The organism is Serinibacter arcticus, assembly GCF_004786095.1.
GTDB lineage: Bacteria > Actinomycetota > Actinomycetes > Actinomycetales > Beutenbergiaceae > Litorihabitans > Litorihabitans arcticus.
Genome location: NZ_RHPJ01000004.1, coordinates 175,685 through 198,368, shown reverse-complemented (window position 1 = coordinate 198,368; position 22,684 = coordinate 175,685). Strand labels below are relative to the sequence as shown.

Sequence of the window (22,684 nt, the reverse complement as noted above, 5' to 3'; positions counted from 1 at the left end):
TGACGGCCGACGCCGGGCCGGGGCGCGCTTCGGCGCCCGACCTACTGGGCGTCGAGCTCGTACCCGATCAACCAGCGCACACCGAACCGGTCCACGACCTGTCCGTCGCACGCGCCCCAGGGCCGCTCCTGAAGGTCGTCCAGCACGGTGCCGCCCTCGGCGAGCGAGGCGAACCACCGCGTCAGGGTGGGACCGTCTGCCGTGCCGAGGAGGGCGATGCTGAGCCCGGTCATCGACAGCGGATCCTCGCCGCCCACGACGTCGCTCCCGTAGAGCGTGACGGGTCCCGTGAGCACGCCGTGCCCGACGGCGTCGACGGGCCCGTCGGTGCGGCCCATCTCGCCCAGGGTGTGCAGCTCGAGGTCGCCGCCGAACGTGTCGCGGTAGGAGCCGAGCGCCTCGGCCGCCGTGCCGGGGAACCAGAGGTAGAGGGTGGGTGCCGTCATGGTGCTCTCTTCTCGTGCGTCGGGATCGTGGACGGGCGGTCGAGCCGCCGTCGACCTTCTGACCGTCGGGGACGGGCCGACTCATCGGTGGCCTGGGTCCGAACCGTGACACCGCACGTCCCGCGCGAGAGTGTGGGGGGATGGACTCGCCCGTGCGCCCGCCCCGCACCCTCTGTCTCATCCTGGCAGGCGGCCAGGGCTCACGCCTGGGCGCGCTCACCGAGACCCGCGTGAAGCCGGCCCTCCGCGTGGCCGGGAGCTACCGGCTCATCGACGTCGCACTCTCGACGATCGCGCACAGCGGCCTCGACGACGTGTGGATCGCCGAGCAGTACCTCCCGCACTCGCTGAACGCGCACCTCGCCAACGGCCGGCCGTGGGACCTCGATCGCGCCCGCGGCGGTCTGCAGATCCTGGCGCCGTTCGAGGGTGGCGAGGGCGAGGGGTTCGCCCACGGCAACAGCGACACCCTCTGGCGCCACCACGAGCGGCTGCGGGAGTTCGGCGCCGAGTGCGTCATCGTGCTCAGCGCCGACCACCTCTACACGCTGGACCTCCTGGAGGTCGTGGCCACCCACGCCCGGCACGACGCCGAGCTCACGATGGTCACCACGCGGACCGATGAGGACCCCTCCAGCTACAGCGTCGTCGAGGCGGCCCCCGACGGTGTCGTGACCGATTTCGCCTACAAGCCCGAGGACCCCGCCGGTGATCTCGTCGCGGCGGAGGTCTTCTGCTTCGACGCCGCCCTCCTCGTCGACGCGCTCGAGGAGCTGCACGAGCGCGAGGACGGACTGGGGGACTACGGCGAGGACCTCGTCCCGTGGTTCGTCGCCCGCGGGCGGACCGTCGAGCACCGCCTCGAGGGCTACTGGATGGACATGGGCACGCCCGAGACGTACTGGCGCGCCCACATGCAGCTGATCGACGGCGACGGCGCGCGGCTCGACGACCCCGCGCGCCCGGTGCTCTCCGCCCAGCCGCAGCTGCCGCCCGCCCGGGTCGAGCGAGGTGCCGAGGTGGTTGACGCGCTCCTGTCCGCCGGGTGCACGGTGGCGGGGGAGGTGCGACGCAGCGTCGTGGGACCGGGCGCCGTCGTCGAGGCCGGCGCCGTGGTGGAGGACTCCGTGCTGCTCGACGGCGTGCGCGTGGGCCCCGGCGTCCACGTCCGACGCTGCATCGTGGACGAGGCCACCACGCTCACCGAGCCGGGAACGCACGGCGGGTCCGACCGCGTCACCGTGCTCGGACCCGCCGACGGCGCGCCCGCCTAGCCGACCAGCGCGTGCGGGTGGTCGGCCCGCCGCCCCTGGAAGCTCAGGATGCTGGGATTGACCACGACGCCGTCGCGGATCTCGGTCGCGCGGGTGAGGGTGAGGTCCTCGGCCCACGCGGCGGGCCCCTCCAGCACCGTGCGCAGGAACGGCAGGATCGCCTCGCTGATCTCCCACGTCGCCGAGTTCCACAGGTAGGACGGCGTGTGGTCGACGGCGTAGTACGTCACCCCCGACCCGACGGTGAACGTCGGCTCGTCGAACGTCGTCGGCCGGGCCCACTCGAAGCCCATGCCCTCGTCGCACGAGACGTCGACCACGAGGGCGCCCGGGGCGAAGCCCGCGAGGTCCTCGGTGCGCAGGTACGTCAGCGGCGCCGCGACGTCCTGCAGCGTGCAGTTCACGACGATGTCGTGGGAGGTGAGGAACGTCGGCAGGAGCACGTCACCGTCCTCGGTCAGCACCTCGCTGGTGTGGGTGGCGCCCCCGTCGGTGTTGAGCTGGGCGATGTTCACGCCGTGGATGGGGGAGCTGACGGCCGCGACCCCGCGCTGGGTGAGCACCTGGACGTCGTGGACGCCCAGGGCCTGCAGCGCCGTGACGGCCCCCCGCGCCGTCGCGCCGAAGCCGATGACCACGGCGGACAGGCGAGGTCCGAAGCCCCCGGTCGAGCCCATCAGGGTCATCGCGTGGAGCACGGAGCAGTAGCCCGCGAGCTCGTTGTTCTTGTGGAAGACGTGCAGGCCGAAGCCGCCGTCGCGGTTCCAGTGGTTCATGGCCTCGAAGGCGACGAGCGTGAGACGACGGTCGATCGCCGTCTGCGTCATCTCGGCGTCCTGGACGCAGTGCGGCCAGCCCCACAGCACGCGACCCTCGGGCATCTCCGCGACGTCGGCCGCCTGGGGCTTCGGCAGCAGGAGGACGTCGGCGTCGGCGATGACCTCCGCGCGGTCAGCGACCCGGCCCACACGGGACTCCACGAAGCCGGGCGCGAGCTGGAAGTCGTCGCCGTACCCGCGCTCGACGATCATCCGCGCGCGCAGATCGGCGTCGATCCGGTCGAGGTGAGCGGGGTGGATCGGGAGCCGCTTCTCGTTCTCCATCGACGAGCCGGCGAGCAGCCCGAGGCTGAGCAGGGGCGGGTGCGTCGTCGGGTCGGTGGCGGCGGACGAGGATGCAGCGGTGCCGGACATCCGGACTCCCAACGTTGGGGAACCGAGGTCAGCTCCTGTTCGGAGGGTACGCCGGGCCGCGCTCGTCGGGACGGCGCACGAGACGTGACTCCCCGCCCGCGGGGTCGAGCAGCGCCCTCGCCCGGACGAGGTGCGTCTCCCGCTTGTCCGGGTCCAGCCTCTCCAGCAGCGAGACGATCATCCGCGCCCGCGGGTTGCTCTCGAACACCTCGCGATGGTCGTCGACGAACGTCCAGTACAGCGCGTCCCAGTCGTCGGACCACTCGCCGCGGGGCAGGTCGGACATCGTGCGCAGGTAGTTGCTGCCCGAGACGTAGGGCTTGGTCGTGACGGCGCTCCCCGCCGCGAACTGGCTCATGGCGTAGACGTTGGGCACCATCACCCAGTCGTAGGCGTCGATGAACAGCTCCATGAACCACTCGTAGACAGCATCGGGGTGGATGCGCAGGAGCGACATCGCGTTGCCGAGCACCATCAGCCGCTCGATGTGGTGCGCATAGCCCGTCTCGAGGGCGCGCGCGATCACGAGGTCCACGGGTGCGAGTCCCGTGGTGGCGTCCCACCAGCCGTCCCCGAGCGCGTTCGTGTGCCGGAGGTGGTTGGAGGTGCGCAGCTGTCGGCCACGGGTCCGGTAGGTCGCGCGCATGTACTCGCGCCAGCCGATGATCTGGCGGACGAACCCCTCGAGGGAGGCGAGCGGGACGTCCTCGCCTGCCCGCTCGAACACGGCCTCGAGGATCTCCTCCGGCGCCAGCAGCCCGACGTTGAGCGAGGCGGTCAGCAGGCCGTGGTTGATGAACGGGTGAGTGGCGGAGATCGCGTCCTCGTACGGCCCGAACTCGGCCAGGCGCTCGCGGACGAACTCCGCCAGGTGCTCCTGCGCCTCCGCGTGGCTCGTGGGCCACGCGAAGGTGCGCGGGTCGCCGGGGTTGTCGGGGAACTCCGCCAGCACCCATGCGACGGCGTCGCGCACGTCGGGGTCCTGATCGGCCGCACGCTCGGTCCCACGGTCGGCCGTGAGCCCGTCGAGGTCGAGGGCGTCGTCGTCGACCGCCAGGACGGGACGACCGGCGAACCGCGACACCACCGGCGGCTCGTACCCCTTCGGCAGCTTCTTGCGGTTGTCCGCGTCGAAGGACCACTTCCCGCCGACGGGGCCGCCGTCGCCGTCGAGCAGGATGCCGAGCCGACGGCGCTGCCACACGTAGAAGTCGTGCATCCGGGCGGCGTGGTTGCCGAACCACGAGTCGACCTGCTCGCGCGTGGTGAGGAAGTTGGGGGTCTCCAGGACGTCGGCCTCCGCGAGCTGGTAGCCGCCGTCGGCGAGCGCGGCTCGCAGGTCGCGCTCCAACCAGTCGTCCACGACGTCGAAGAACGTCACCTCCTCGGGTGCCGTTCGTCGGACGAGGTCGGTGAGCTGGTCGCGCGAGGTGCGCCCGCGCTCGCTCGCCAGGACGACGACGTCGTGGCCGCTGTCCCGCAGCCGACGCGCGAAGCGCTGCGTCGACGCGCGGTGCAGCACGAGCTTGTGGGAGTGGAAGGAGTACTGCCGGTGCAGCAGGTCGTGCTCGACGATCGCGAACGTCGTCCCGGCGGGCGCGGCCAGGTGCTCCTCGAAGAGCTGGTGGGGCAGGACGAGGCGCAGGTGCGCGACGGAGCTCATCGATCCACGATAGGTCCGGCACCTCCCCGAGGGGCCAGGACGGGCCCAGGGTTACGGGCGTGTGTCCTGCCTCCGGCACCCGGTATCTATTGGGTAACGATTGACCTGGTAGCACGCCACGAGGGGATGACCCGTGCGCCACCTGTGGTTACGCTCACACCGTCCTAAGCGTGTCCCCGGGCGCCCCACCCACGAGGTGAGGTCAACGTCCTGGCCGGAACCCTTTCCCGCCAGGCAGTCCAGGGGCCATCCCCACTGGAGGAACATTGAGCATCCGGAGAATGACCGCGGGCTTCGCCGCGGTCGCGGCGACCGCACTCGTGCTGAGCGCCTGCACCAGCAGCCCTGGTGGCGACGACCCGACGACGGGCGAGTCCAGCTCGGACACCGCTGACCCCAGCGCCGAGCCGACCGAGGCCTACGAGGGCACCGACAAGCAGGACCTGGGCGACGTGACCACGGTCGACGACCAGATCTCCTACTCCCTGGGCGAGGACGAGTGGCTCGGCTACAACGGCAACACGCCTGAGACCTACTCCACGTACAACTCCGTGGTGAACGACCGCATCCAGAGCGGCTTCACCTACTTCGGCACCGACGGCACCATCTACGTCAACGAGGACCTCGGCAACGTCGAGCTCGTGTCCGAGGACCCGATGGTCGTCGAGTACACGATCGCCGACGACGCCGTGTGGTCCGACGGCACGCCGATCACCTACGACGACGCGCTCTTCTCCTGGGCCACCCAGGCGATCGCGGACGGTCAGGACGCCGACGGCGCCGACGTCCCGCTGTTCAACTACGTCGGTGGCCTCGACCTCGGCAGCCGCACGACGGCGCCGGTCGGCGAGCCCGGCGGCAAGACCTTCACGCTCGAGTACACCAACCCGTACCCGGACTACATGATCTCGACGCTGATGCAGTTCCCGCTGCACGTCGCCGCCGAGCAGGCCGGCACGACGTCCGAGGACGTCATCGCCGCCATCGAGGCCGCCGACGTCGAGGCGCTGCGCCCCGTCGCCGAGTTCTACAACACCGGCTGGCTCTCCCCGACGCCGGGCACCCTGCCCGACGAGGCGATCGCGCTGAGCTCCGGCCCGTACGTGCTCTCCTCGTGGGAGGCCGGCCAGAGCATCACGCTGGAGGCCAACCCCGAGTGGTGGGGCACCCCGCCCGCCACCAGCACCCTCGTCTACCGCTTCGCGGCCGCCGAGACCCAGGTGCAGGCGCTCGCCAACGGTGACCTCAACATCATCGAGCCGCAGGCCACGGTCGACACCGTCAGCCAGATCGAGGCCATCGGCGACAGCGTCACGCTGCTCACCGGCCCGAGCCTGACTTGGGAGCACCTCGACTTCAACTTCAACAACGGCCCGTTCGCCACGAGCCTGCCGCTGCGTGAGGCGTTCGCCATGTGCGTGCCGCGCCAGCTCATCGTGGACAACCTGATCGCCCCGATCGACCCCGAGGCCGTCGTCATGAACGCCCGCGAGGTCTTCCCGTTCCAGGACAACTACGAGGACGTCGTCTCGCAGTCCTACGACGGCCGCTACGACGAGGTCGACATCGCGGGTGCGCAGGCCAAGATCGCCGAGTCCGGCGTCGCCGGCCCGATCGACGTCCGCATCGGCTACTCCGCGCCGAACGCCCGCCGCACCGAGCAGGTCGCCCTGATCAAGGACAGCTGCGACCAGGCCGGCTTCAACGTCACGGACGTCGGCAACGACGCGTTCTTCGACCAGACGCTGCCGAACGGTGACTACGAGGTCGCGCTCTTCGCGTGGGCCGGTTCCGGCCAGATCGCTTCCGGCCTGAGCATCTACTCCACCGGTGGCGGCCAGAACTACGGCGGCTACTCCAACGCCGACGTCGACGCCGCGTGGCAGGCGCTGAGCTCGACGCTCGACCCGGCCGAGCAGCAGGCCGAGATCGTCACGATCGAGACCAACCTCTGGGACGACCTGTACGGCATCCCGGTCTTCGCCCACCCGGGTGTGACCGCGTTCGACAGCACGATCCAGAACGTCCGTGACACTGCCACGCAGAGCACGGTCGCCTGGAACGCGGAGCAGTGGGTCCGCGCCAACTGATTCCACAGGGCGGTGACGCCCGGAGTTAGTCACATCCCCGCACCGTGACACGCGATGGGGCAGGGGCTCGTGGAGCCCCTGCCCCTTCGCGCTGCACCAGCCGGACCGTCCGACCAGGCAAGGGTGCCGAGGCGGCAGGTCTAGAGTGGTCCAGCGCCTGTCGCGTGCGACCCCAATGCTGAAGGGCCACCACCCGTGATCAAGTTCATCCTCAAGCGGCTGGGGATCTCGTTCCTCGTGCTGCTGGGCGGATCCTTGCTGATGTTCTACCTGACGGTCAGCTCGGGTGATCCGCTCCAGGACTACTACGAGTCCAACGACCCGAACCGCGACCAGATCATCGCGAGCATCACCCAGCGACTGATGCTCGACCAGCCGTGGATCGCGCGGTACTGGGACTGGTTGACAGGAGTCGCGGGCTGCATCGGGCCCGGCGTCTGCGACCTCGGCCAGAACATCAACGGCGTCGAGGTCGGATCCCTCCTCGGCAACGCAGCCGTCTCCACGCTGCGACTGGTGACCCTCGCGACCGTGCTGGCCATCCTCGTGGGCATCACCGTCGGCATCGTGACCGCCATCCGCCAGTACTCCGGCTTCGACTACGTCGTGACCTTCCTGACCTTCCTCTTCTTCTCGCTGCCGGTCTTCTGGGCCGCGGTGCTGCTGAAGGAGTTCGGGGCCATTCGGTACAACGACTGGATCGCCGATCCGCAGATCTCCTCGGTGCAGGCGATCGTGATCGGTGTGGTCCTCGCGGTCATCCTGCAGGCCGTGCTCGGCGGGTCGTGGCGACGACGCCTCGTCACCGCCGGCGTCACCGCCGTGTTCGTCTTCGCCGCCCTGACGTACTTCACCAGCGTCGGCTGGTGGCGCGCACCCGCCCTCGGCATCGGGATCGTCGCCGTCGTCGCGATCGCCGCCGCCGTCGGGCTCACCGCGATCTTCGCCGGACTCGGGAACAGGCGCGTCCTGTACTCGACGCTGACCACCGTGGGCGTGGGACTCGTCGCCTACTACGCGGTCGGGCCGCTCCTCGCCGAGCCGAACCTGCTCATCCTCCTGCTCCTGCTCGCGATCACCATCGTGGTGAGCCTGGCCTCGGGGTACTTCTGGGGTGGCTACTCCAGCCGGCGCACGGCCATGGGCCTGTCCGCCGTCACCGGCGTCATCATGGGGCTGCTGATCCTGCTCGACAGGATCGTCTACGCGTGGGCCGGCTTCCTGGGGCTGAAGTCGCGGCCGATCTCGACCATCGGCTCCAACACGCCGAACTTCCGGGGTGACTACTGGGAGACGATCCTGGACAACGGCACGCAGCTCCTCCTGCCGACGGTGCTGCTCACGCTGATCTCCATCGCGAGCTACTCCCGGTACACCCGGGCGTCGATGCTCGAGACGATGAACCAGGACTTCGTCCGCACGGCTCGCTCGAAGGGTCTCTCCGAGCGCGTGGTCATCGTCAAGCACGCGTTCCGCAACGCCCTCATCCCGATCACGACCATCGTGGCGTTCGACTTCGCGGCCCTCATCGGCGGCGCGGTCATCACGGAGACGGTCTTCGGATGGAAGGGCATGGGCGAGCTGTTCCGCACCGGCCTGGACGCCGTCGACCCCGCACCCGTCATGGCGTTCTTCCTGGTGACCGGGCTCGCGGCGATCGTCATGAACATGCTGGCGGACATCGCCTACGCCTTCCTCGACCCGCGGATCCGGAGGTGAGCGGCCATGACCACGACCGCACCCCCGTCCGTGCAGGGACCGCAGATCGGAGCGACCGATGACTGACCAGCCCAACGAGGTGAACCCGCCCAGGGCCGAGAGCCTCATGCCGGGTGACGAGCGCAACGCGCCGAGCCCCATGCCCGGCGGCATGGTCGGCCTGATGCCGGACAAGCCCCAGAAGTCCTACAGCCAGGGCCAGCTGGTCCGGCGTCGGTTCTTCCGCCACAAGGGCGCGATGGTCGCCCTCGTGGTGCTCGTGTTCATCACGCTCCTGGCCTTCACCTCCATCGGGATCGGTCCGATCCCGGGCTGGTGGGGCAAGAACTACACCAGCACCGGATCCGCGATCGACGGCGGTCGTCCGACGCTGGGCTGGTTCACGATCGGGGAGCACCCGTTCGGTCAGGACACGGTCGGCCGAGACTTCTTCGCCCGCACGATGCGAGGGACGCAGATCTCCCTCATCATCGCGTTCGTGGTCGGCATCGGTTCGACGATCATCGGGACCGTCGTGGGAAGCATCGCGGGGTACTTCCGCGGGATCATCGAGGCCATCCTGATGCGCCTCACCGACCTGCTGATCATCATCCCGCTGCTCGTCCTCGCCGCGGTGATCTCGGCCCGCGCCGGTGGCTCGGGCATCTGGGCGCTCGCGCTGGTCCTCGCCGCGGTGACCTGGACGTCGCTCGCCCGCCTGGTGCGCGGCGAGGTGCTGTCGCTGCGCGAGCGGGAGTTCGTCTCCGCGGCCCGGGCGATCGGCACCCACCCGGCGCGGATCCTGTTCCGGCACATCCTGCCGAACACGATCGGGGTCATCATCGTCTCGACGACGTTCTCGATCTCCGCCGCCATCCTCCTCGAGAGCTCGCTGAGCTTCCTCGGGTTCGGTGTCCGACCCCCGGACGTCTCGCTCGGTCTGCTCATCAGCGAGTACCAGAACGCGTTCACCGTGCGCCCCTGGCTGTTCTGGTTCCCCGGCATGTTCATCCTCGCGATCGCGCTGTGCGTCAGCTTCATCGGCGACGGTCTGCGGGACGCGTTCGATCCTCGTCAGAACAGGAAGGGCGACTGATGGCCCTCTTCGGGAAGCGGTCCAAGACCCACGCGGCGGCCGACACGGAGCCCGCGGACCTCGCGGCCCCGGTGCTGTCCTTCTCCGGTCTGGACGTGAAGTTCGGTACGGAGTTCGGGACCGTCCACGCCGTCAAGGGCATCGACATCGAGGTGCGGCCCGGTGAGGTGCTCGCCCTGGTGGGGGAGTCGGGCTCCGGCAAGTCGGTCACCTCGATGACGGCGCTCGGTCTGCTGCCGGGCAACGCCCGGATCTCCGGCGACATCACCGTCGCGGGCAAGAAGGTGCGTGAGCTGAGCCCGACGGCGCTGCGCCGCATGCGCGGCAACGACGTCGCCATGGTGTTCCAGGAGCCGATGACGGCGCTGAACCCCGTCCTGACGGTCGGCACGCAGCTGACCGAGGCGCTCGAGCTCCACGGCGTCGCGTACGGTCGGGACGCCGAGAAGCGCGCGGCCGAGCTCCTCACCATGGTGGGGATCCCCGACGCTGAGCGGAGGCTCAAGCAGTACCCCCACGAGTACTCCGGAGGGCAGCGTCAGCGCGTCGTCATCGCGATGGCGATCAGCTGCAGCCCCAAGGTGATCATCGCCGACGAGCCGACCACGGCGCTCGACGTCACGGTCCAGGCCGAGATCCTCGACCTGCTGCGGTCGCTCAAGACCGAGCTCAACACGGGCATCCTCCTCATCACCCACAACATGGGTGTGGTGGCGGACATGGCCGACCGCGTGGCCGTCATGTACAAGGGTGACCTGGTCGAGACCGGCCCGGCCTCCGAGGTCCTGACCCGCCCGACCCACGAGTACACCAAGAGGCTGCTGGCCGCGGTCCCGCACCTCGGTGCTCGTGACAGCGCCCCGCCGGAGTCGATCCGCGAGAGCGCCGCACCGGCCGTCAGGGTCGACAATCTCGTCATCGAGTACCAGCGCGTCGGCAAGGCGCCGTTCCGAGCCGTCGACGACGTCTCCATCTCGGTGAACAAGGGCGAGATCGTCGGTCTCGTGGGTGAGTCCGGCTCGGGGAAGTCGACCATCGCGCGCTGCGCGCTCGGCCTGATCCCGGCCAAGTCCGGAACCATCGAGATCCTCGGGACCGACCTGCTCTCGCTGCGGGGCAAGGAGCTCAAGGGCGTCCGGCGCCGGATGGGAGTCGTGTTCCAGGACCCCGCCAGCTCCCTGAACCCCCGGCTCCCCATCGGCGACTGCATCGCGGAGCCGCTGGACGTTCACAAGGTCGGGGACGCCCGGTCCCGCCAGGCACGCGTGATGGAGCTGCTGGACGCGGTCGAGCTGCCCCGGAGCGTGTTCAACCGCTACCCGCACGAGCTCTCCGGCGGCCAGCGCCAGCGCGTCAGCATCGCCCGCGCGCTCACGCTCGATCCCGAGCTGCTGGTGGCGGACGAGCCGACGTCGGCCCTGGACGTGTCCGTGCAGGCGAGCGTGCTGGAGATGTTCACCACGCTGCAGCGCGAGTACCAGTTCGCGTGCCTCTTCGTCAGCCACGACCTCGCCGTGATCGACATGCTCGCCGACCGGGTCGTCGTGCTGCAGAACGGCGAGATCGTCGAGCAGGGCGAACGCACCCAGGTGCTGCAGCACCCGACGAAGGAGTACACGCGGCGCCTGCTCGCCGCCGCTCCGGTACCCGACCCGGCCGAGCAGCGCGCGCGCCGCGAGGCCCGGTACGAGCTGATGAAGGAGCTCGGCGAGAAGTCGCACGAGCTCAACATCGCCTAGGTCGACGTCTCGGCGGGGGCGGCCGGAGACGGGATGAGGTTCGCGTGGCAGCGCAGCCGGGCGAGGGTGGCGATGCTCGCCGCCCTCGCCGCGCTGGTCGCGCTGGTCACGGCGACGCTGCTGGCGTCGTTCTCGTTCGTCGGTGACCGCTCGGCGGCCGTCTCGGCCGTCGAGCTGCAGTCGGCCGACGGCCCCGCGGGCGCGCTGGTCCTGCAGACCCGTCTGGGGGCCGACCCCGCCGCGCAGGCGGACGCCTTCCAGGCGCTGCTGCGTCGCGAGGCGGGCGACGCCGTCGCCCCGGTCACGACCCTCGTCGGCGAGCCGCTGACGCTCACGTCGCCCGACGAGGCGTTCCCGACCGGCCGCACCTCCCTCGTGCAGGTCGACTGGCTGGTCGAGCACGCCGACCTCGTGGCCGGGTCCTGGGCCGAGGACGCTGCGGCCCCCGGGGACGGAAGGGTCGCCGGCACCCTGCCCGAGTCCGCCGCCGCCGAGCTCGGTGTCGCGGTCGGCGACGTGCTGCTGCTCGGACGCGACGCGGACACCGTGGTCGAGGTGGTCGGCGTCTGGACCCCGCGCGTGCCGAGCGACCCGCGCTGGGCGGGGTTCGCCTCCGCCGACGTCTCGGGCAGCGCGGCCGCCGCCGGACCGGTCGTCGTGACGGACGTCGCGGTCGCGGGCGGGCGGCCCTTCGTCCGGTGGAGCGTGCTCGGCTCGGGGGCCCCGCTCGACCTCGCCGCGCTGACGCGGGCGGCCGACGGGGTCGCGCGGCTGCCCGACGTCCTCGCCGCCGACGAGGACCTCGCGCCGCAGGGTGTCACGAGCGCCGGGCTGCTGGGGGCGACGCTCGCGGAGCTCCGCGTGGCCGCCGAGGCCGCCCGGACCGTGTGCGGCGTCGCCCTCGTGCTCCTCGGCGTCGTCGGTGCCGCGACGGTCTCCCAGGTGGCGCGGCTCCTGGCGCAGGCGCGTTCCGGGGAGACGGCCATCCTCGCCGCGCGCGGCGCCGCCCCCACCCACCTGCGACGGCTGGTGTGGGGAGAGGCGGCCGGCGTCGCGATCGTCGGCACGGTGGTCGGTGCCGCGCTCGCAATCGCCCTGGGCGCGGCGATGCGCACCGCCGCCGCCGTCACCGCCGGGTGGCTGCTCGCCGTCGTGCTGCTGACCGCGGCGTGGGCGCTCGTGCTCGGCGTCCCGGGGGCGGGTGCGCTGCGCGACGCCCAGGGCGCCCGCACCGCTGACCGCTCGGGACGAGGCCGGGCGCTGGCCAGGTCGGGCGTCGCGGTGCTGCTGCTCCTCGCGGCGGGCACGAGCCTGTGGCGGTACACCACGACGTTCGCCGGACCGCCCGCGGACCGCACCGCGACGGACCAGGCGATCGCCGTCGTCGCGCCAGGTCTCCTCACGCTCGCCCTGGCCGTGCTCGCCCTGCTGGCGCTCGTCCCGGTTTGGGGGCTCCTCGAGGCGGTCGCGGGCCGCGCCCGCAGGCTCACGACGACCCTCGCGCTGCGCTCGGTCGCTCGACGCCGCGCCGTGCTGAGCGTCCCGCTGCTCCTCCTCGTGGTGGCGGTGGCGACCTCCGTGGTGGGGGCCGGCTATGCGGGGTCGACGGCGACCGCACGCGCCCTGGTGGAGGACACCCGCGTGGGTGCCGACGCGCGCGTCGCGCCGTCCGGTGGCGCCGTCGTCACGGCGGTCCGGTCCGGGCGGGGCACCGCGGACGTGCTGGCCGTGGACGGGGTCGAGGCGGCCGCGCTCGTCCGGACCGTCGACGGCCGCGCGGGCGAGCTCGACGTCGCGGTCGAGGCGCTGCCCGCCGACGGGGCACGCGCGGTGCTCCGCGGCGGGACGGTGCCGGCCGGTGAGCTCGCCGACGCGATCGCGGTCGCGCCCGGCGTCGCCGTGCCCGCCGGCGCCGCGGTGGTGTCCGCGCGGCTGACCGGGAACGACGCCGCTGTGAGCTTCGCACCCGAGCTCCTGCCCGACGCCCTGACGGGGACGCTCGAGTCCGTGCTGTGGCTCGTCGACGACGGAGGGCGGGTCCTCCGGCTCGAGGGCGTGCCCGCACCTGTCACCGGCGTGGACACCACCGTCGCGATCACGGCCGACGTGCCGGAAGGTGCGTGGACGCTCCTGGGGGTCGACGTCGCCGCCTCCGGGCCGGGGCTCGCCCCCTGGCGCGGGCTGCTCGACGTCGTGCTCGACGGCGTCGAGGTGGGCGGGGCGCCGCTGCAGCTCGAGTGGTCCCACCTCGACGCCGCCGGTCTGGTCGGATCGGGGGTCCGAGCGTCCGGTGGGAGCATCGACAGCCCCGGCGCGCGCTTCACCCCGCCCGTCCCCGACCGGTTGCCCGTCGTGGTGACGACGGCGCTGGCGGACCGGCTCGCCGTCCGGGTCGGTGACGGGGTCGCTCTGACCCTCGGTGGTGCGGACGTCGACGTCGAGGTCGCCGCCGTCGCCGATCTCCTGCCCGGCGCGCTGGATGCCCCGGCCGCGCTCGTGGACCTCGTCGCGCTGCAACGCACCGACGCGCTCCAGCGTCGCCCCGTCAGCGACGCCGACGAGATCTGGGTGGCGCTCGCGGACGGAGCCGCGGCGGCGGACGCGGTACCCGCGCTGCGGGCGCTCGTGCGCGACGGCGGCGGCATCGTGACGGCCTCGGGGACCGGCGCCTCGGCGGGGACCGCCGTCGCCCAGCCCGTGTTCCTCGCGGTCGCCGCGGTCGCCACGCTGCTGGCCGCCGTCGGCACGCTCGCGGCGGTCGACGTGCTCACCCGCACCCGGCGCGGCGAGGTGGTCGCGCTCCGCGCGATCGGCGTCCCCGGTCGCGTGCAGGGACGCAGCCGGCTGCTGGAGACGCTCGTCCTCGGCGCGGCGGCGCTGCCCGCGGGACTCGTGGTGGGCGGCGTCGTCGCGAGCCTGACGATGCCGACGCTGGTCCGCCTCAGCGTGGTCGGCCTGGCGGACGACACCTCGCCGCTGCGCCTCGCGTGGCCGGCGCTCGGCGCGGGGCTGCTCCTCGCCGTCGCCGGTGTCGTGGCCGCAGCCGTGCTGTCCGCGGGACGCGTCCGGCGGCAGCACGCCGACACCGAGCACCGCGAGGAGACCCGATGACGTGGTGGCGGCTCTCGCGCCGCGCCCTGGCCGACCAGCGCGGTGCCGTCGCGCTCGTCGTGCTGGTGATCACGGTGCTCTCGCTCGCGGTCACGGCGCTGCCGAGGATCGAGGCGACGGCCAGGGCCGACCAGGTGCGCCACCGTCTGGCGGACGTCTCGCCGCAGCTGCGCGACCTGTCGGCGGTCACGAGCGCCGACGCGCTGAGCGCGCTCGACCCGAGCCTCCCGGTCACCCCCGAGGACAACCGACGACGGTGGGCCGCGATCGCCGAGTCGTTCGAGGCGACCCGGACGGAGGTCTCTCCGCCGCTGCGGGACGCGCTGGGCGCCGGTGAGGTCACCGCCACCACGGACGGGTACGCGATCCCGCTCGGCCCGGGCAGCGACGTCCGACTTCCCACGCTGTCGCTGGCCGCCGACCAGCGCATCGCCGAGCGCGTCGAGATGGTCGACGGCGCCCCGCCCGCCCCGGTGTCCTGGGACCCGGCCGCGGGTGGCGGTGGCGGGGCCGAGGAGCTGCCCGATCTCGAGATCGAGGTGATGCTGCTGGACGCGAGCGCCGACCGCCTCGGGCTGGCCACCGGCGACCGCATCACGGTCGGGAACCTCTACCACGACCTCACCCTCGTGCTCAGCGGCACCTACCGGGTGCTCGATCCGGACGACGGCTACTGGGCGCACGAGACGAACGGCGCGCAGCCGCGCGTCGTGGAGGACCTGAACCTCGGGACGGCCGTCAACGGCCGGGCCTACGTCGCGAGCGACGGCTGGTGGAGCACGCTGGCCGCGCTGGGCCAGCCGGCGCAGGTCTCGCTCTGGTACCCGGTCGACGTCGCCGCGATCCGGGGGGGCGACCCCGCGCTGCTGGCGGCCCAGCTCCGCGGCCTCACCGCCCAGCAGGTGGAGCTCACCGCGAGCGGTGGTGGTGGTGGTGGTGGTGGTGGCGAACGGTCCGTCTCGATCGGTTTCGCGAGCGAGCTCGCGGTTCGCGTCGACGCCGTCGCGGGCGAGAACGCGGCCGCCTCGAACATCGTGGCGCTCGTGGTGGTCGGCCCGCTCGGGGTGGCCGTGGCCGTGCTCGCGCTGCTGACGCAGCTCCTCCTGGAGCGACGGCGGCCCGCGCTCGCGATCGTGCGGGCCAGGGGCGCGTCCCCGGCGCGGTTGCGCACCGTGCTCGGCCTCGAGGGGCTGCTGCTGGGGCTCCCGGCAGCGGCGGTCGGGTGGGGCGTCGCGACGTCCCTGCTCGGCACCTCACCCGGCTGGCGCGGCTGGCTGCCGGCCGTCGTGCTCGGGGTGGTGCCCGCCGTCGTCCTGCTCTCCCCGCCGCTGCCGACCGGGCTGCGGGGGCGACGGCGCGACCTCGCCGTCGGCGGCCTCGCGCGCGACGTCGTCGTGCTCGCCGCGGCCGGACTCGTGCTGTCCCAGGTGCTGTCCGTGGCGCCCGGGGCGGTCGCCGGGACCGGCGATCCGCTCCTCGTCGTCGCGCCGCTGGTCCTCGCGCTCGCGGTCACGGTGCTCGTGCTGCGCCTCTACCCCTGGCTGGCGCGCGCCGCGCACACCGTGCTGCGCCGCGGTCGCAGCCTGACCGGCTTCCTCGGATCGGCGCGTGCGGTGCGCGACCCGGGCGCGACGCTCACGTCGGTGCTCGCCGTCGTGGTCGGCGTGAGCGTCGCGGTGTTCTCGGTGGTCACGCTCGCGACGCTGCGCGAGGGCGTGGAGCGCACCGTGTGGGTCACCTCGGGGTCCGACCTCCGCATCTCCGGGCCCCGGATCGATGCCGCCCAGCTCGAGCAGGTGCGCTCGCTCGACGGCGTCGCGGCGGCCGCGACCGTCGCGACGGTCTCGCCGGCGATCCTCAGCTCGCCGAGCGCGTCGGTCCGGGCCACGCTCCACCTCGTCGACGGCGCGGCGTACGCCGACGTGCTCGCCGACGTCCCGCCGTCGGTCGGCGCCGCGCCGGTGGCCGATCTCCTCGGCGACGGCGGTGGCGCTGGCGGCGCGGTGCCTCTCATGGTCTCCCCGAGGCTCGACCTCGCCCCGGGCGCCGACGGCGTCCGGCTGAGCACGGGGGAGAGCGTCGACGTCCGCGTGGTCGCGTCGGGCAACGTGCTGCCGGGGGTCGCCGATGCCGGCGCGACCTGGGTGCTCGCCGACGCCGCCGCGCTGCCCGACGTGGCCGCGAGCACGCCGGCGCGGCTCCTGCTCGTGCGGCTCGTGCCGGGGGCGGACGGCGACGCCGTCGCCGAGGCCGTCGTCGGGGTGGTCGGGCCGGCGGGGGTGGAGAACGCCGCGGCGGCGCGCGAGGCCGCGACCGGCACGCCCGTGCTGCGGCTGCTCACGGGCACGCTCGCGGGCAGCGTCGTGGCCGCAGCCCTGCTCGCCCTCGGGTCGCTCGTCGCGGTGCAGGCGGCCGCCGCCCCGCGCCGTGCTCGCATGCTCGCGACGCTGCGCCTGCTCGGGCTGCGGCGCTCCGCCCAGCGTTCGCTCGCGTGGTGGGACCTGACGCCCTGGGTGGTGCTCGGCGCCACGGCCGCCTACGGTCTCGGCCTGGTCACCTCCCACCTCCTGCTGCGCACGCTCGACCTGCGTGCCTTCACCGGCGCCGACCAGCCGCAGCCGGTGCTGCCGCCCGTGGCGCTCGCGGCGACGGCGGTCGGGGTGCTCCTCGCCGTCGTCGCCTGCTCGATCCTTCCCACCATCCGCCGGGCGAGAACGCCCACCGCGCAGGAGGACCCATGACAGCCGGACCGTTCGTGCAGTGCGAGGACCTGGTGCGCATCTTCTCGGTCGACGGGCTCGAGGTGCAGGCGCTGCAGGGCCTGAACCTCCGCATCGACGAGGGCGAGCTGGTCGCGATCGTCGGAGCGTCCGGCTCCGGGAAGTCGACCCTCCTGACGATCCTGTCGGGGCTCGACCGTCCGACCGGCGGATCGGCCCGCGTGGCCGGTCTCGACCTCACCACCCTGACGTCGCGGCAGCGGGTGACGTTCCAGCGGGAGATCGTCGGGTTCGTGTGGCAGCAGGCCTCCCGCAACCTGCTGCCCTACCTGACGGCGCGCGAGAACGTGGCTCTGCCCCGCGCGCTGGCCGGGAGACGGGGTGGCCGGTCGAACGGTGGCGACGCGCGCGTGTCCGAGCTGATCGAGCTGCTGGACCTCGGCGACTGCGCCGACCGGTGGCCGGCCCAGCTCTCGGGCGGCCAGCAGCAGCGCACGGCGATCGCCGTCGCCATCGCGAACGCCCCCCGGCTGCTGCTGGCGGACGAGCCCACGGGCGAGCTGGACGAGGCGGCGTCGGTCGACGTGCTGCGCGCGATGGAGGCGGTCAACGCCGAGCTCGGGGTCACGGTCGTCATCGTCACGCACGATCCGGAGGTGTCCGAGCACGTCGACCGCACCATCCAGATCCGGGACGGCCGGACGTCCCGCGAGGTGCTGCGCCGCACCGAGACGGACGAGCACGGCGCGCAGCGGCGCGTGATCGAGGAGTTCGCCGTGCTGGACCGGGTCGGGCGGATGCAGCTGCCCGAGAGCTACCTCGAGGCTCTGGACCTGCGCGACCGCGTGCGGCTGGACCTCGAGACCGACCACGTCGAGGTGTTCCGCGACGTTCCGCAGGGGAAGCAGGAGGGCGAACGATGACGCACCGCGAGCCGGACGGCCTGCGCGTCAGGCTGCGCGACGTCCACCGGAGCTTCACGACGGCGGCGGGGCCGGTCCACGTGCTGCGCGGGCTCGACCTGGAGGTGGGGTCGGGGGAGCTCGTCGTCGTGCGCGGTCCGTCGGGCTCGGGCAAGACGACGCTGCTGAACATCGCGGCGACCATCGACGCACCGACGTCGGGTTCGGTCGAGCTCGCCGGACGCGACGTGGCCGGGATGGGCGACGACGCCCTGGCCGACCTGCGCGCCGCGAGCGTCGGCTACGTGTTCCAGTCGTTCGGGCTGCTGCCGGTGCTGTCGGCCGCCGAGAACGTCGAGGTGCCGCTGAGACTGATCGGTACGGAGCCGGGGGAGCGGGCCGCCCGCGTCGCCGAGGTCCTGGAACGGGTCGGCCTCGCGCGCCACGCGCGGCAGCGGCCGTACGAGCTGTCCGGCGGGCAGCAGCAGCGCGTGGGCGTGGCACGAGCCCTCGTGACGCGCCCCGCCGTCCTCGTCGCCGACGAACCGACGGGTCAGCTCGACAGCGGAACGGCGGAGCAGGTGATGGCGCTCATCGCCGACCTGGTGCACTCCGCCGGGGTGGCCGCCGTCGTCGCCACGCACGACCCGGCGCTGATGGCGCGCGCCGACAGGGTCCTGGAGCTGCACGACGGCCGCCTGCGTCCGGCCTGACACCCGCCCGCCCCCTCGCTCTCGCGCCGCCCCACCCCGACCGAGCAAGCCTCAGGGGTCGTTCTGAGCGTCAGAACGACCCCTGAGGCTTGCTCGGCGGGTGTTGGTGGGGCAGGTGGGAGTCAGAGCTCGTCGCGGCGGACCTCGCGCTCGGTGCGCGTCACGCCGCCGGGGGCGTTCGGGTCGCGGACCGCGGTGCGCTCGCTCGTGACGGCGCTGCGGCGTCGGTTGACGATCAGCTCGATCAGCAGCCACGCGGCGCCGGCGACCATGAGGATGAGTCCGATCATCGTCAGGTCGACACCCTCGACCATGTCGGCGACGGCGAAGTAGAGGATCGCCCCGATGACGGCGAGGGCGATGGGCCCTCCGATGCGTGCACTCCTGGACATGTCGATCCCTTCCGTCGGGGCCGTCGGTCGGCCCCTCGACCGCTCACGCTAGACGGGCGGGGGTGACCTTGCACGCATCTCTTCGGCCACCCGGTCGGCGGCGGGTACGATGGCACCGCGCCACGTCTGGCCGGCGCCGCACACCGCGCGGCTCCACCGGCGGACCACCCGGTCCACCACAGGACACCGGCGCCGGTGCACCAGCCGCACCACCACCGCCGATGAGATGAGTCCCCGCATGCCCGCTGCTACGCAGCAAGACGCCACGACCGCCCTGCGCTCCGACCTGCGCAACGTTGCGATCGTCGCGCACGTCGACCACGGAAAGACCACGCTCGTGGACGCCATGCTGTGGCAGTCCGGGGCGTTCGGTGAGCACGCCCACGTGGACGAGCGCGCCATGGACTCCGGCGACCTGGAGCGTGAGAAGGGCATCACGATCCTCGCCAAGAACACGGCGATCCACTACTCCGGCCCCGCGGCCGCGGCGGCCGGTCACCCCGAGGGCATCACGATCAACGTGATCGACACCCCGGGTCACGCCGACTTCGGCGGCGAGGTCGAGCGCGGCCTGTCGATGGTCGACGGCGTCGTCCTGCTCGTGGACGCCTCCGAGGGCCCGCTGCCCCAGACGCGCTTCGTGCTGCGCAAGGCGCTCGCCGCGAAGCTCCCCGTCGTGCTCGTGGTCAACAAGGTCGACCGCCCCGACTCCCGCATCTCCGAGGTCGTGCACGAGGCGACGGACCTCCTCCTCGCCCTGGCGAGCGACATGGACGGCGAGGCGGACGGCGTCGAGATCGACCTGGACGCGATCCTCGACCTCCCCGTCCTGTACGCCTCCGCCAAGGCCGGTCGCGCGAGCACCGAGCAGCCGGGCGACGGCGAGCTGCCCGACTCCCCGAACCTCGAGCCGCTCTTCAAGACCATCCTCGAGCGGATCCCGGCCCCGAGCTACACGGTCGACGCCCCGCTCCAGGCGCACGTCACCAACCTCGACGCCTCGCCGTTCCTCGGCCGTCTCGCGCTGCTGCGCGTCTTCAACGGCACGATCCGCAAGGGTCAGACGGTCGCGTGGGCCAAGAAGGACGGCACCCTGTCGAGCGTCCGCATCTCGGAGCTGCTGCGCACCGAGGCGCTCGAGCGCGTCCCGGCCGAGAGCGCGGGCCCCGGCGACATCGTCGCCGTCGCCGGCATCGAGGACATCACCATCGGTGAGTCCCTCGTCGACATCGACAACCCGCACCCGCTGCCGCTCATCACGGTCGACGACCCCGCCATCTCCATGACGATCGGGATCAACACCTCCCCGCTCGCGGGCAAGGGCGGCAAGGGCCACAAGGTCACCGCCCGCCAGGTGAAGGACCGTCTCGACCGCGAGCTCATCGGCAACGTCTCCCTCAAGGTCCTCCCGACCGAGCGCCCCGACGCGTGGGAGGTCCAGGGCCGCGGTGAGCTGGCCCTGGCCATCCTCGTGGAGCAGATGCGTCGCGAGGGCTTCGAGCTGACCGTCGGCAAGCCGCAGGTCGTCACGAAGGAGGTCGACGGCAAGGTCCACGAGCCGATGGAGCACATGACCATCGACGTGCCCGAGGAGTACCTCGGCGCCGTGACCCAGCTCCTCGCCGCCCGCAAGGGCCGCATGGAGACCATGAGCAACCACGGCACCGGCTGGGTGCGCATGGAGTTCATCGTCCCCGCCCGTGGCCTCATCGGCTTCCGCACGCAGTTCCTCACGGACACGCGCGGCACCGGCATCGCCTCGTCCATCGCGCACGGCTTCGAGCCGTGGGCCGGCAACATCGAGTTCCGGGTCTCCGGCTCGCTGGTGTCCGACCGCACCGGCGTCGTGACCACGAACGCCCTGATGCTCCTCCAGGACCGCGGCACGTTCTTCGTGCGGCCCACCGAGGAGGTCTACGAGGGCATGGTCGTCGGCGAGAACAGCCGCGCCGACGACATGGACGTCAACATCACGCGCGAGAAGAAGCTCAACAACATCCGCTCCGCCACGGGTGACGAGCTCGAGCGCACGTCCCCGCCGCGCCTGCTCACGCTCGAGGAGTCGCTCGAGTGGGCCGGTGACGACGAGTGCGTCGAGGTCACGCCCGAGGTCGTCCGCATCCGCAAGGTCCAGCTCAACCAGACCGACCGGGCCCGCGCGGCCTCGCGCGCCAAGAAGGGCTGAGGTTCCGCGGGTGGCGTCGGTCGACGGCGGCGGCCCGGCCGAGGAACTCCTCCTCGGGCCGGTGCTCGCCGTCTTCGCCCACCCCGACGACGAGACGCTCCTCGCCGGCGGTCTCCTCGCGCTCGCCGCGTCCCGCGGACGACGGGTCGTCGTCGTCACGGCGACGCGCGGTGAGCGCGGGGAGATGATCGGTCGTCCCGACCTCGAGGGGACCGACGCCGTCCCCCGGGTCAGGGAGCAGGAGGTCGCCGCCGCGCTCGAGGCGCTGGGCGTGCGCGAGCACCACTGGCTCGGCGACCTCGTCGACGGGGCCGGATACGGCTGGACCGACTCCGGCATGACCTGGGTCGCCCCGGGCATCGCCGGTCCGGCACCGGACGCCCCGGGCACCGCCCTGACGTCGGGCGACCTCGAGGTCCAGGCCGCCGCTCTCGCGCGACTGATCCGCGACGTGCGGCCCGCCGTCGTCGTGGGCGACGAGGCCGGCGGCTCCTACGGCCACCCCGACCACAGCCGTGCGCACACCATCCTGGCGCGCGCCCTCGTGCTCGCGGCGAGGGGCGAGGACGGCCGTGCCGACGGCGCACGCCCCGTGCACGCCGCGCTCGCCGTCGCGCAGGACCGCCAGCGCGCCGCGAACGAGGCGGTCGCCGTCCGTCTGTCGGTCGAGGAGACCCTGACCGTCACGGGCCTGCCGCTCCTGCCGCCCCCCGGCGCCGGCACGCCGCTGCCGACGCTCGCGCGTCCGCTCGCGGACGTCGACGTCGAGCTCGACACGACCGGCGTCGCCCCGCAGGTCCTGGCCGCGCTGCGGTCCTACCCCTCCCAGGTGCAGGGGGTCACCGTCCCGGCGCTCGACGGCGTGCGCACCGGCGCCCGCGGAGGCGCCGCCACCCGGGCGCTCGCCGCCCTTGCCACCGACCAGGCCGCGATCGGCTGGTACGCGATGAGCAACGGCGTCGCCCAGCCCCTCCTCCCCGTCGTCGGGCTGACGGCCGTGCGCGGCGACGTCGCCGATCTGCGCGCCGCGCTGGGCGATCTGCCCCGTGCGGGCGAGGCGGCCGGTCCCGCGGACGTGCGCCCGCTGGTGACACCGCCGTCGCGCGGCCGCATCGCCGCCGTGCTGGGGTGCCTCGTGCTCGGCCTCGTCGTCGGGCTCACCGCCACCGTGGTGCACCGCTGGCGCGTGGTCGACCTGCCGCTGGGTCTGGTGCTGGCCTTCGTCACCGTGGTCGTCGGCGGGCTGACCGCCCGGTCGTGGGGGCGCGGCGCCGGGCTGCTCGGCTTCGCCGTCGGCGCGGTCGGCATGATCCAGGCGATGGCGTTCGTCGTCGCCGGCGGCGACGTCCTGGTGCCCGGTGACACCCTCGGGATGGTCTGGCTGCTCGGCTCCGTCGTGGCGGTCGGGGTCGCGGCGTTCCTGCCGGAGCGCTGGGTGGGGCGCACGCGCACCCGATGAGGC

15 protein-coding genes are annotated in these 22,684 nt (G+C 72.8%); 11 read left to right on the top strand and 4 right to left on the bottom strand.

The annotated features are described in order from the left end of the window. Positions 1–41 precede the first annotated feature (41 nt). Positions 42–446: a VOC family protein gene (locus tag SERN_RS13785; RefSeq protein ID WP_135850735.1), complete on the bottom strand. Its 405-nt coding sequence runs from the start codon at positions 444–446 to the stop codon at positions 42–44. A 140-nt stretch (positions 447–586) separates the two neighbouring features. Between SERN_RS13785 and SERN_RS13780 the strand changes: the two genes are divergently transcribed. Further along, entirely contained in the window at positions 587–1,720 is a 1,134-nt protein-coding gene (locus SERN_RS13780) for a glucose-1-phosphate adenylyltransferase family protein (protein WP_233251705.1), read from the top strand. On the opposite strand, the gene SERN_RS13775 is transcribed toward SERN_RS13780, so the two are convergent. Together SERN_RS13775 and SERN_RS13770 are read right to left on the bottom strand one after the other, a co-directional pair. Continuing rightward, positions 1,717–2,913, bottom strand: coding sequence for a N(5)-(carboxyethyl)ornithine synthase (locus tag SERN_RS13775; protein WP_135850734.1), 1,197 nt, complete (start codon positions 2,911–2,913; stop codon positions 1,717–1,719). The two genes, SERN_RS13780 and SERN_RS13775, sit on opposite strands and share 4 nt — an antisense overlap. Before the next feature lie 28 nt (positions 2,914–2,941). Beyond that, complete coding sequence (locus SERN_RS13770) at positions 2,942–4,576, bottom strand: cryptochrome/photolyase family protein (protein ID WP_135850733.1); 1,635 nt, start codon at positions 4,574–4,576, stop codon at positions 2,942–2,944. 281 nt (positions 4,577–4,857) lie between these two features. Between SERN_RS13770 and SERN_RS13765 the strand changes: the two genes are divergently transcribed. The 8 genes from SERN_RS13765 to SERN_RS13730 all read left to right on the top strand — a co-directional run bounded on the left by SERN_RS13765 (position 4,858) and on the right by SERN_RS13730 (position 18,645). Further along, positions 4,858–6,666: an ABC transporter substrate-binding protein gene (locus tag SERN_RS13765; RefSeq protein ID WP_233251704.1), complete on the top strand. Its 1,809-nt coding sequence runs from the start codon at positions 4,858–4,860 to the stop codon at positions 6,664–6,666. Positions 6,667–6,861: 195 nt separating this feature from the next. After that, a complete protein-coding gene (locus SERN_RS13760; protein ID WP_135850731.1) occupies positions 6,862–8,385 on the top strand; it encodes an ABC transporter permease in 1,524 nt (507 codons plus the stop codon). A 139-nt stretch (positions 8,386–8,524) separates the two neighbouring features. Then, positions 8,525–9,460, top strand: a complete 936-nt coding sequence (locus tag SERN_RS13755; protein ID WP_233251720.1) for an ABC transporter permease — start codon at positions 8,525–8,527, stop codon at positions 9,458–9,460. After that, positions 9,460–11,199: an ABC transporter ATP-binding protein gene (locus SERN_RS13750; RefSeq protein WP_135850730.1), complete on the top strand. Its 1,740-nt coding sequence runs from the start codon at positions 9,460–9,462 to the stop codon at positions 11,197–11,199. Before SERN_RS13755 ends, SERN_RS13750 begins: the two co-directional genes overlap by 1 nt. Positions 11,200–11,271: 72 nt before the next feature. Further along, positions 11,272–14,310 (top strand): FtsX-like permease family protein, encoded by a 3,039-nt coding sequence (locus tag SERN_RS13745; protein WP_135850729.1) that lies wholly within the window; start codon positions 11,272–11,274, stop codon positions 14,308–14,310. Then, complete coding sequence (locus SERN_RS13740; protein ID WP_135850728.1) at positions 14,307–17,051, top strand: ABC transporter permease; 2,745 nt, start codon at positions 14,307–14,309, stop codon at positions 17,049–17,051. Before SERN_RS13745 ends, SERN_RS13740 begins: the two co-directional genes overlap by 4 nt. Beyond that, positions 17,048–17,953: an ABC transporter ATP-binding protein gene (locus SERN_RS13735; RefSeq protein WP_135850727.1), complete on the top strand. Its 906-nt coding sequence runs from the start codon at positions 17,048–17,050 to the stop codon at positions 17,951–17,953. Before SERN_RS13740 ends, SERN_RS13735 begins: the two co-directional genes overlap by 4 nt. Continuing rightward, the gene (locus SERN_RS13730) at positions 17,950–18,645 is read left to right on the top strand and encodes an ABC transporter ATP-binding protein (RefSeq protein ID WP_135850726.1); all 696 of its coding nucleotides are present in this window, start codon (positions 17,950–17,952) and stop codon (positions 18,643–18,645) included. Before SERN_RS13735 ends, SERN_RS13730 begins: the two co-directional genes overlap by 4 nt. Before the next feature lie 122 nt (positions 18,646–18,767). Here SERN_RS13730 and SERN_RS13725 read toward each other — a convergent pair whose 3' ends face one another. After that, the gene (locus SERN_RS13725; RefSeq protein ID WP_135850725.1) at positions 18,768–19,037 is read right to left on the bottom strand and encodes a DUF6458 family protein; all 270 of its coding nucleotides are present in this window, start codon (positions 19,035–19,037) and stop codon (positions 18,768–18,770) included. A 238-nt stretch (positions 19,038–19,275) separates the two neighbouring features. On the opposite strand from SERN_RS13725, the gene typA reads away from it, so the two are divergent. Together typA and SERN_RS13715 are read left to right on the top strand one after the other, a co-directional pair. Further along, positions 19,276–21,222, top strand: a complete 1,947-nt coding sequence (gene typA, locus SERN_RS13720) for a translational GTPase TypA (protein WP_135850724.1) — start codon at positions 19,276–19,278, stop codon at positions 21,220–21,222. Between the two features lie 10 nt (positions 21,223–21,232). Further along, positions 21,233–22,681 carry a PIG-L family deacetylase gene (locus SERN_RS13715; protein WP_158292669.1) on the top strand — a complete coding sequence of 483 codons (1,449 nt, stop codon included), beginning with the start codon at positions 21,233–21,235 and terminating at the stop codon, positions 22,679–22,681. Positions 22,682–22,684 lie beyond the last annotated feature (3 nt).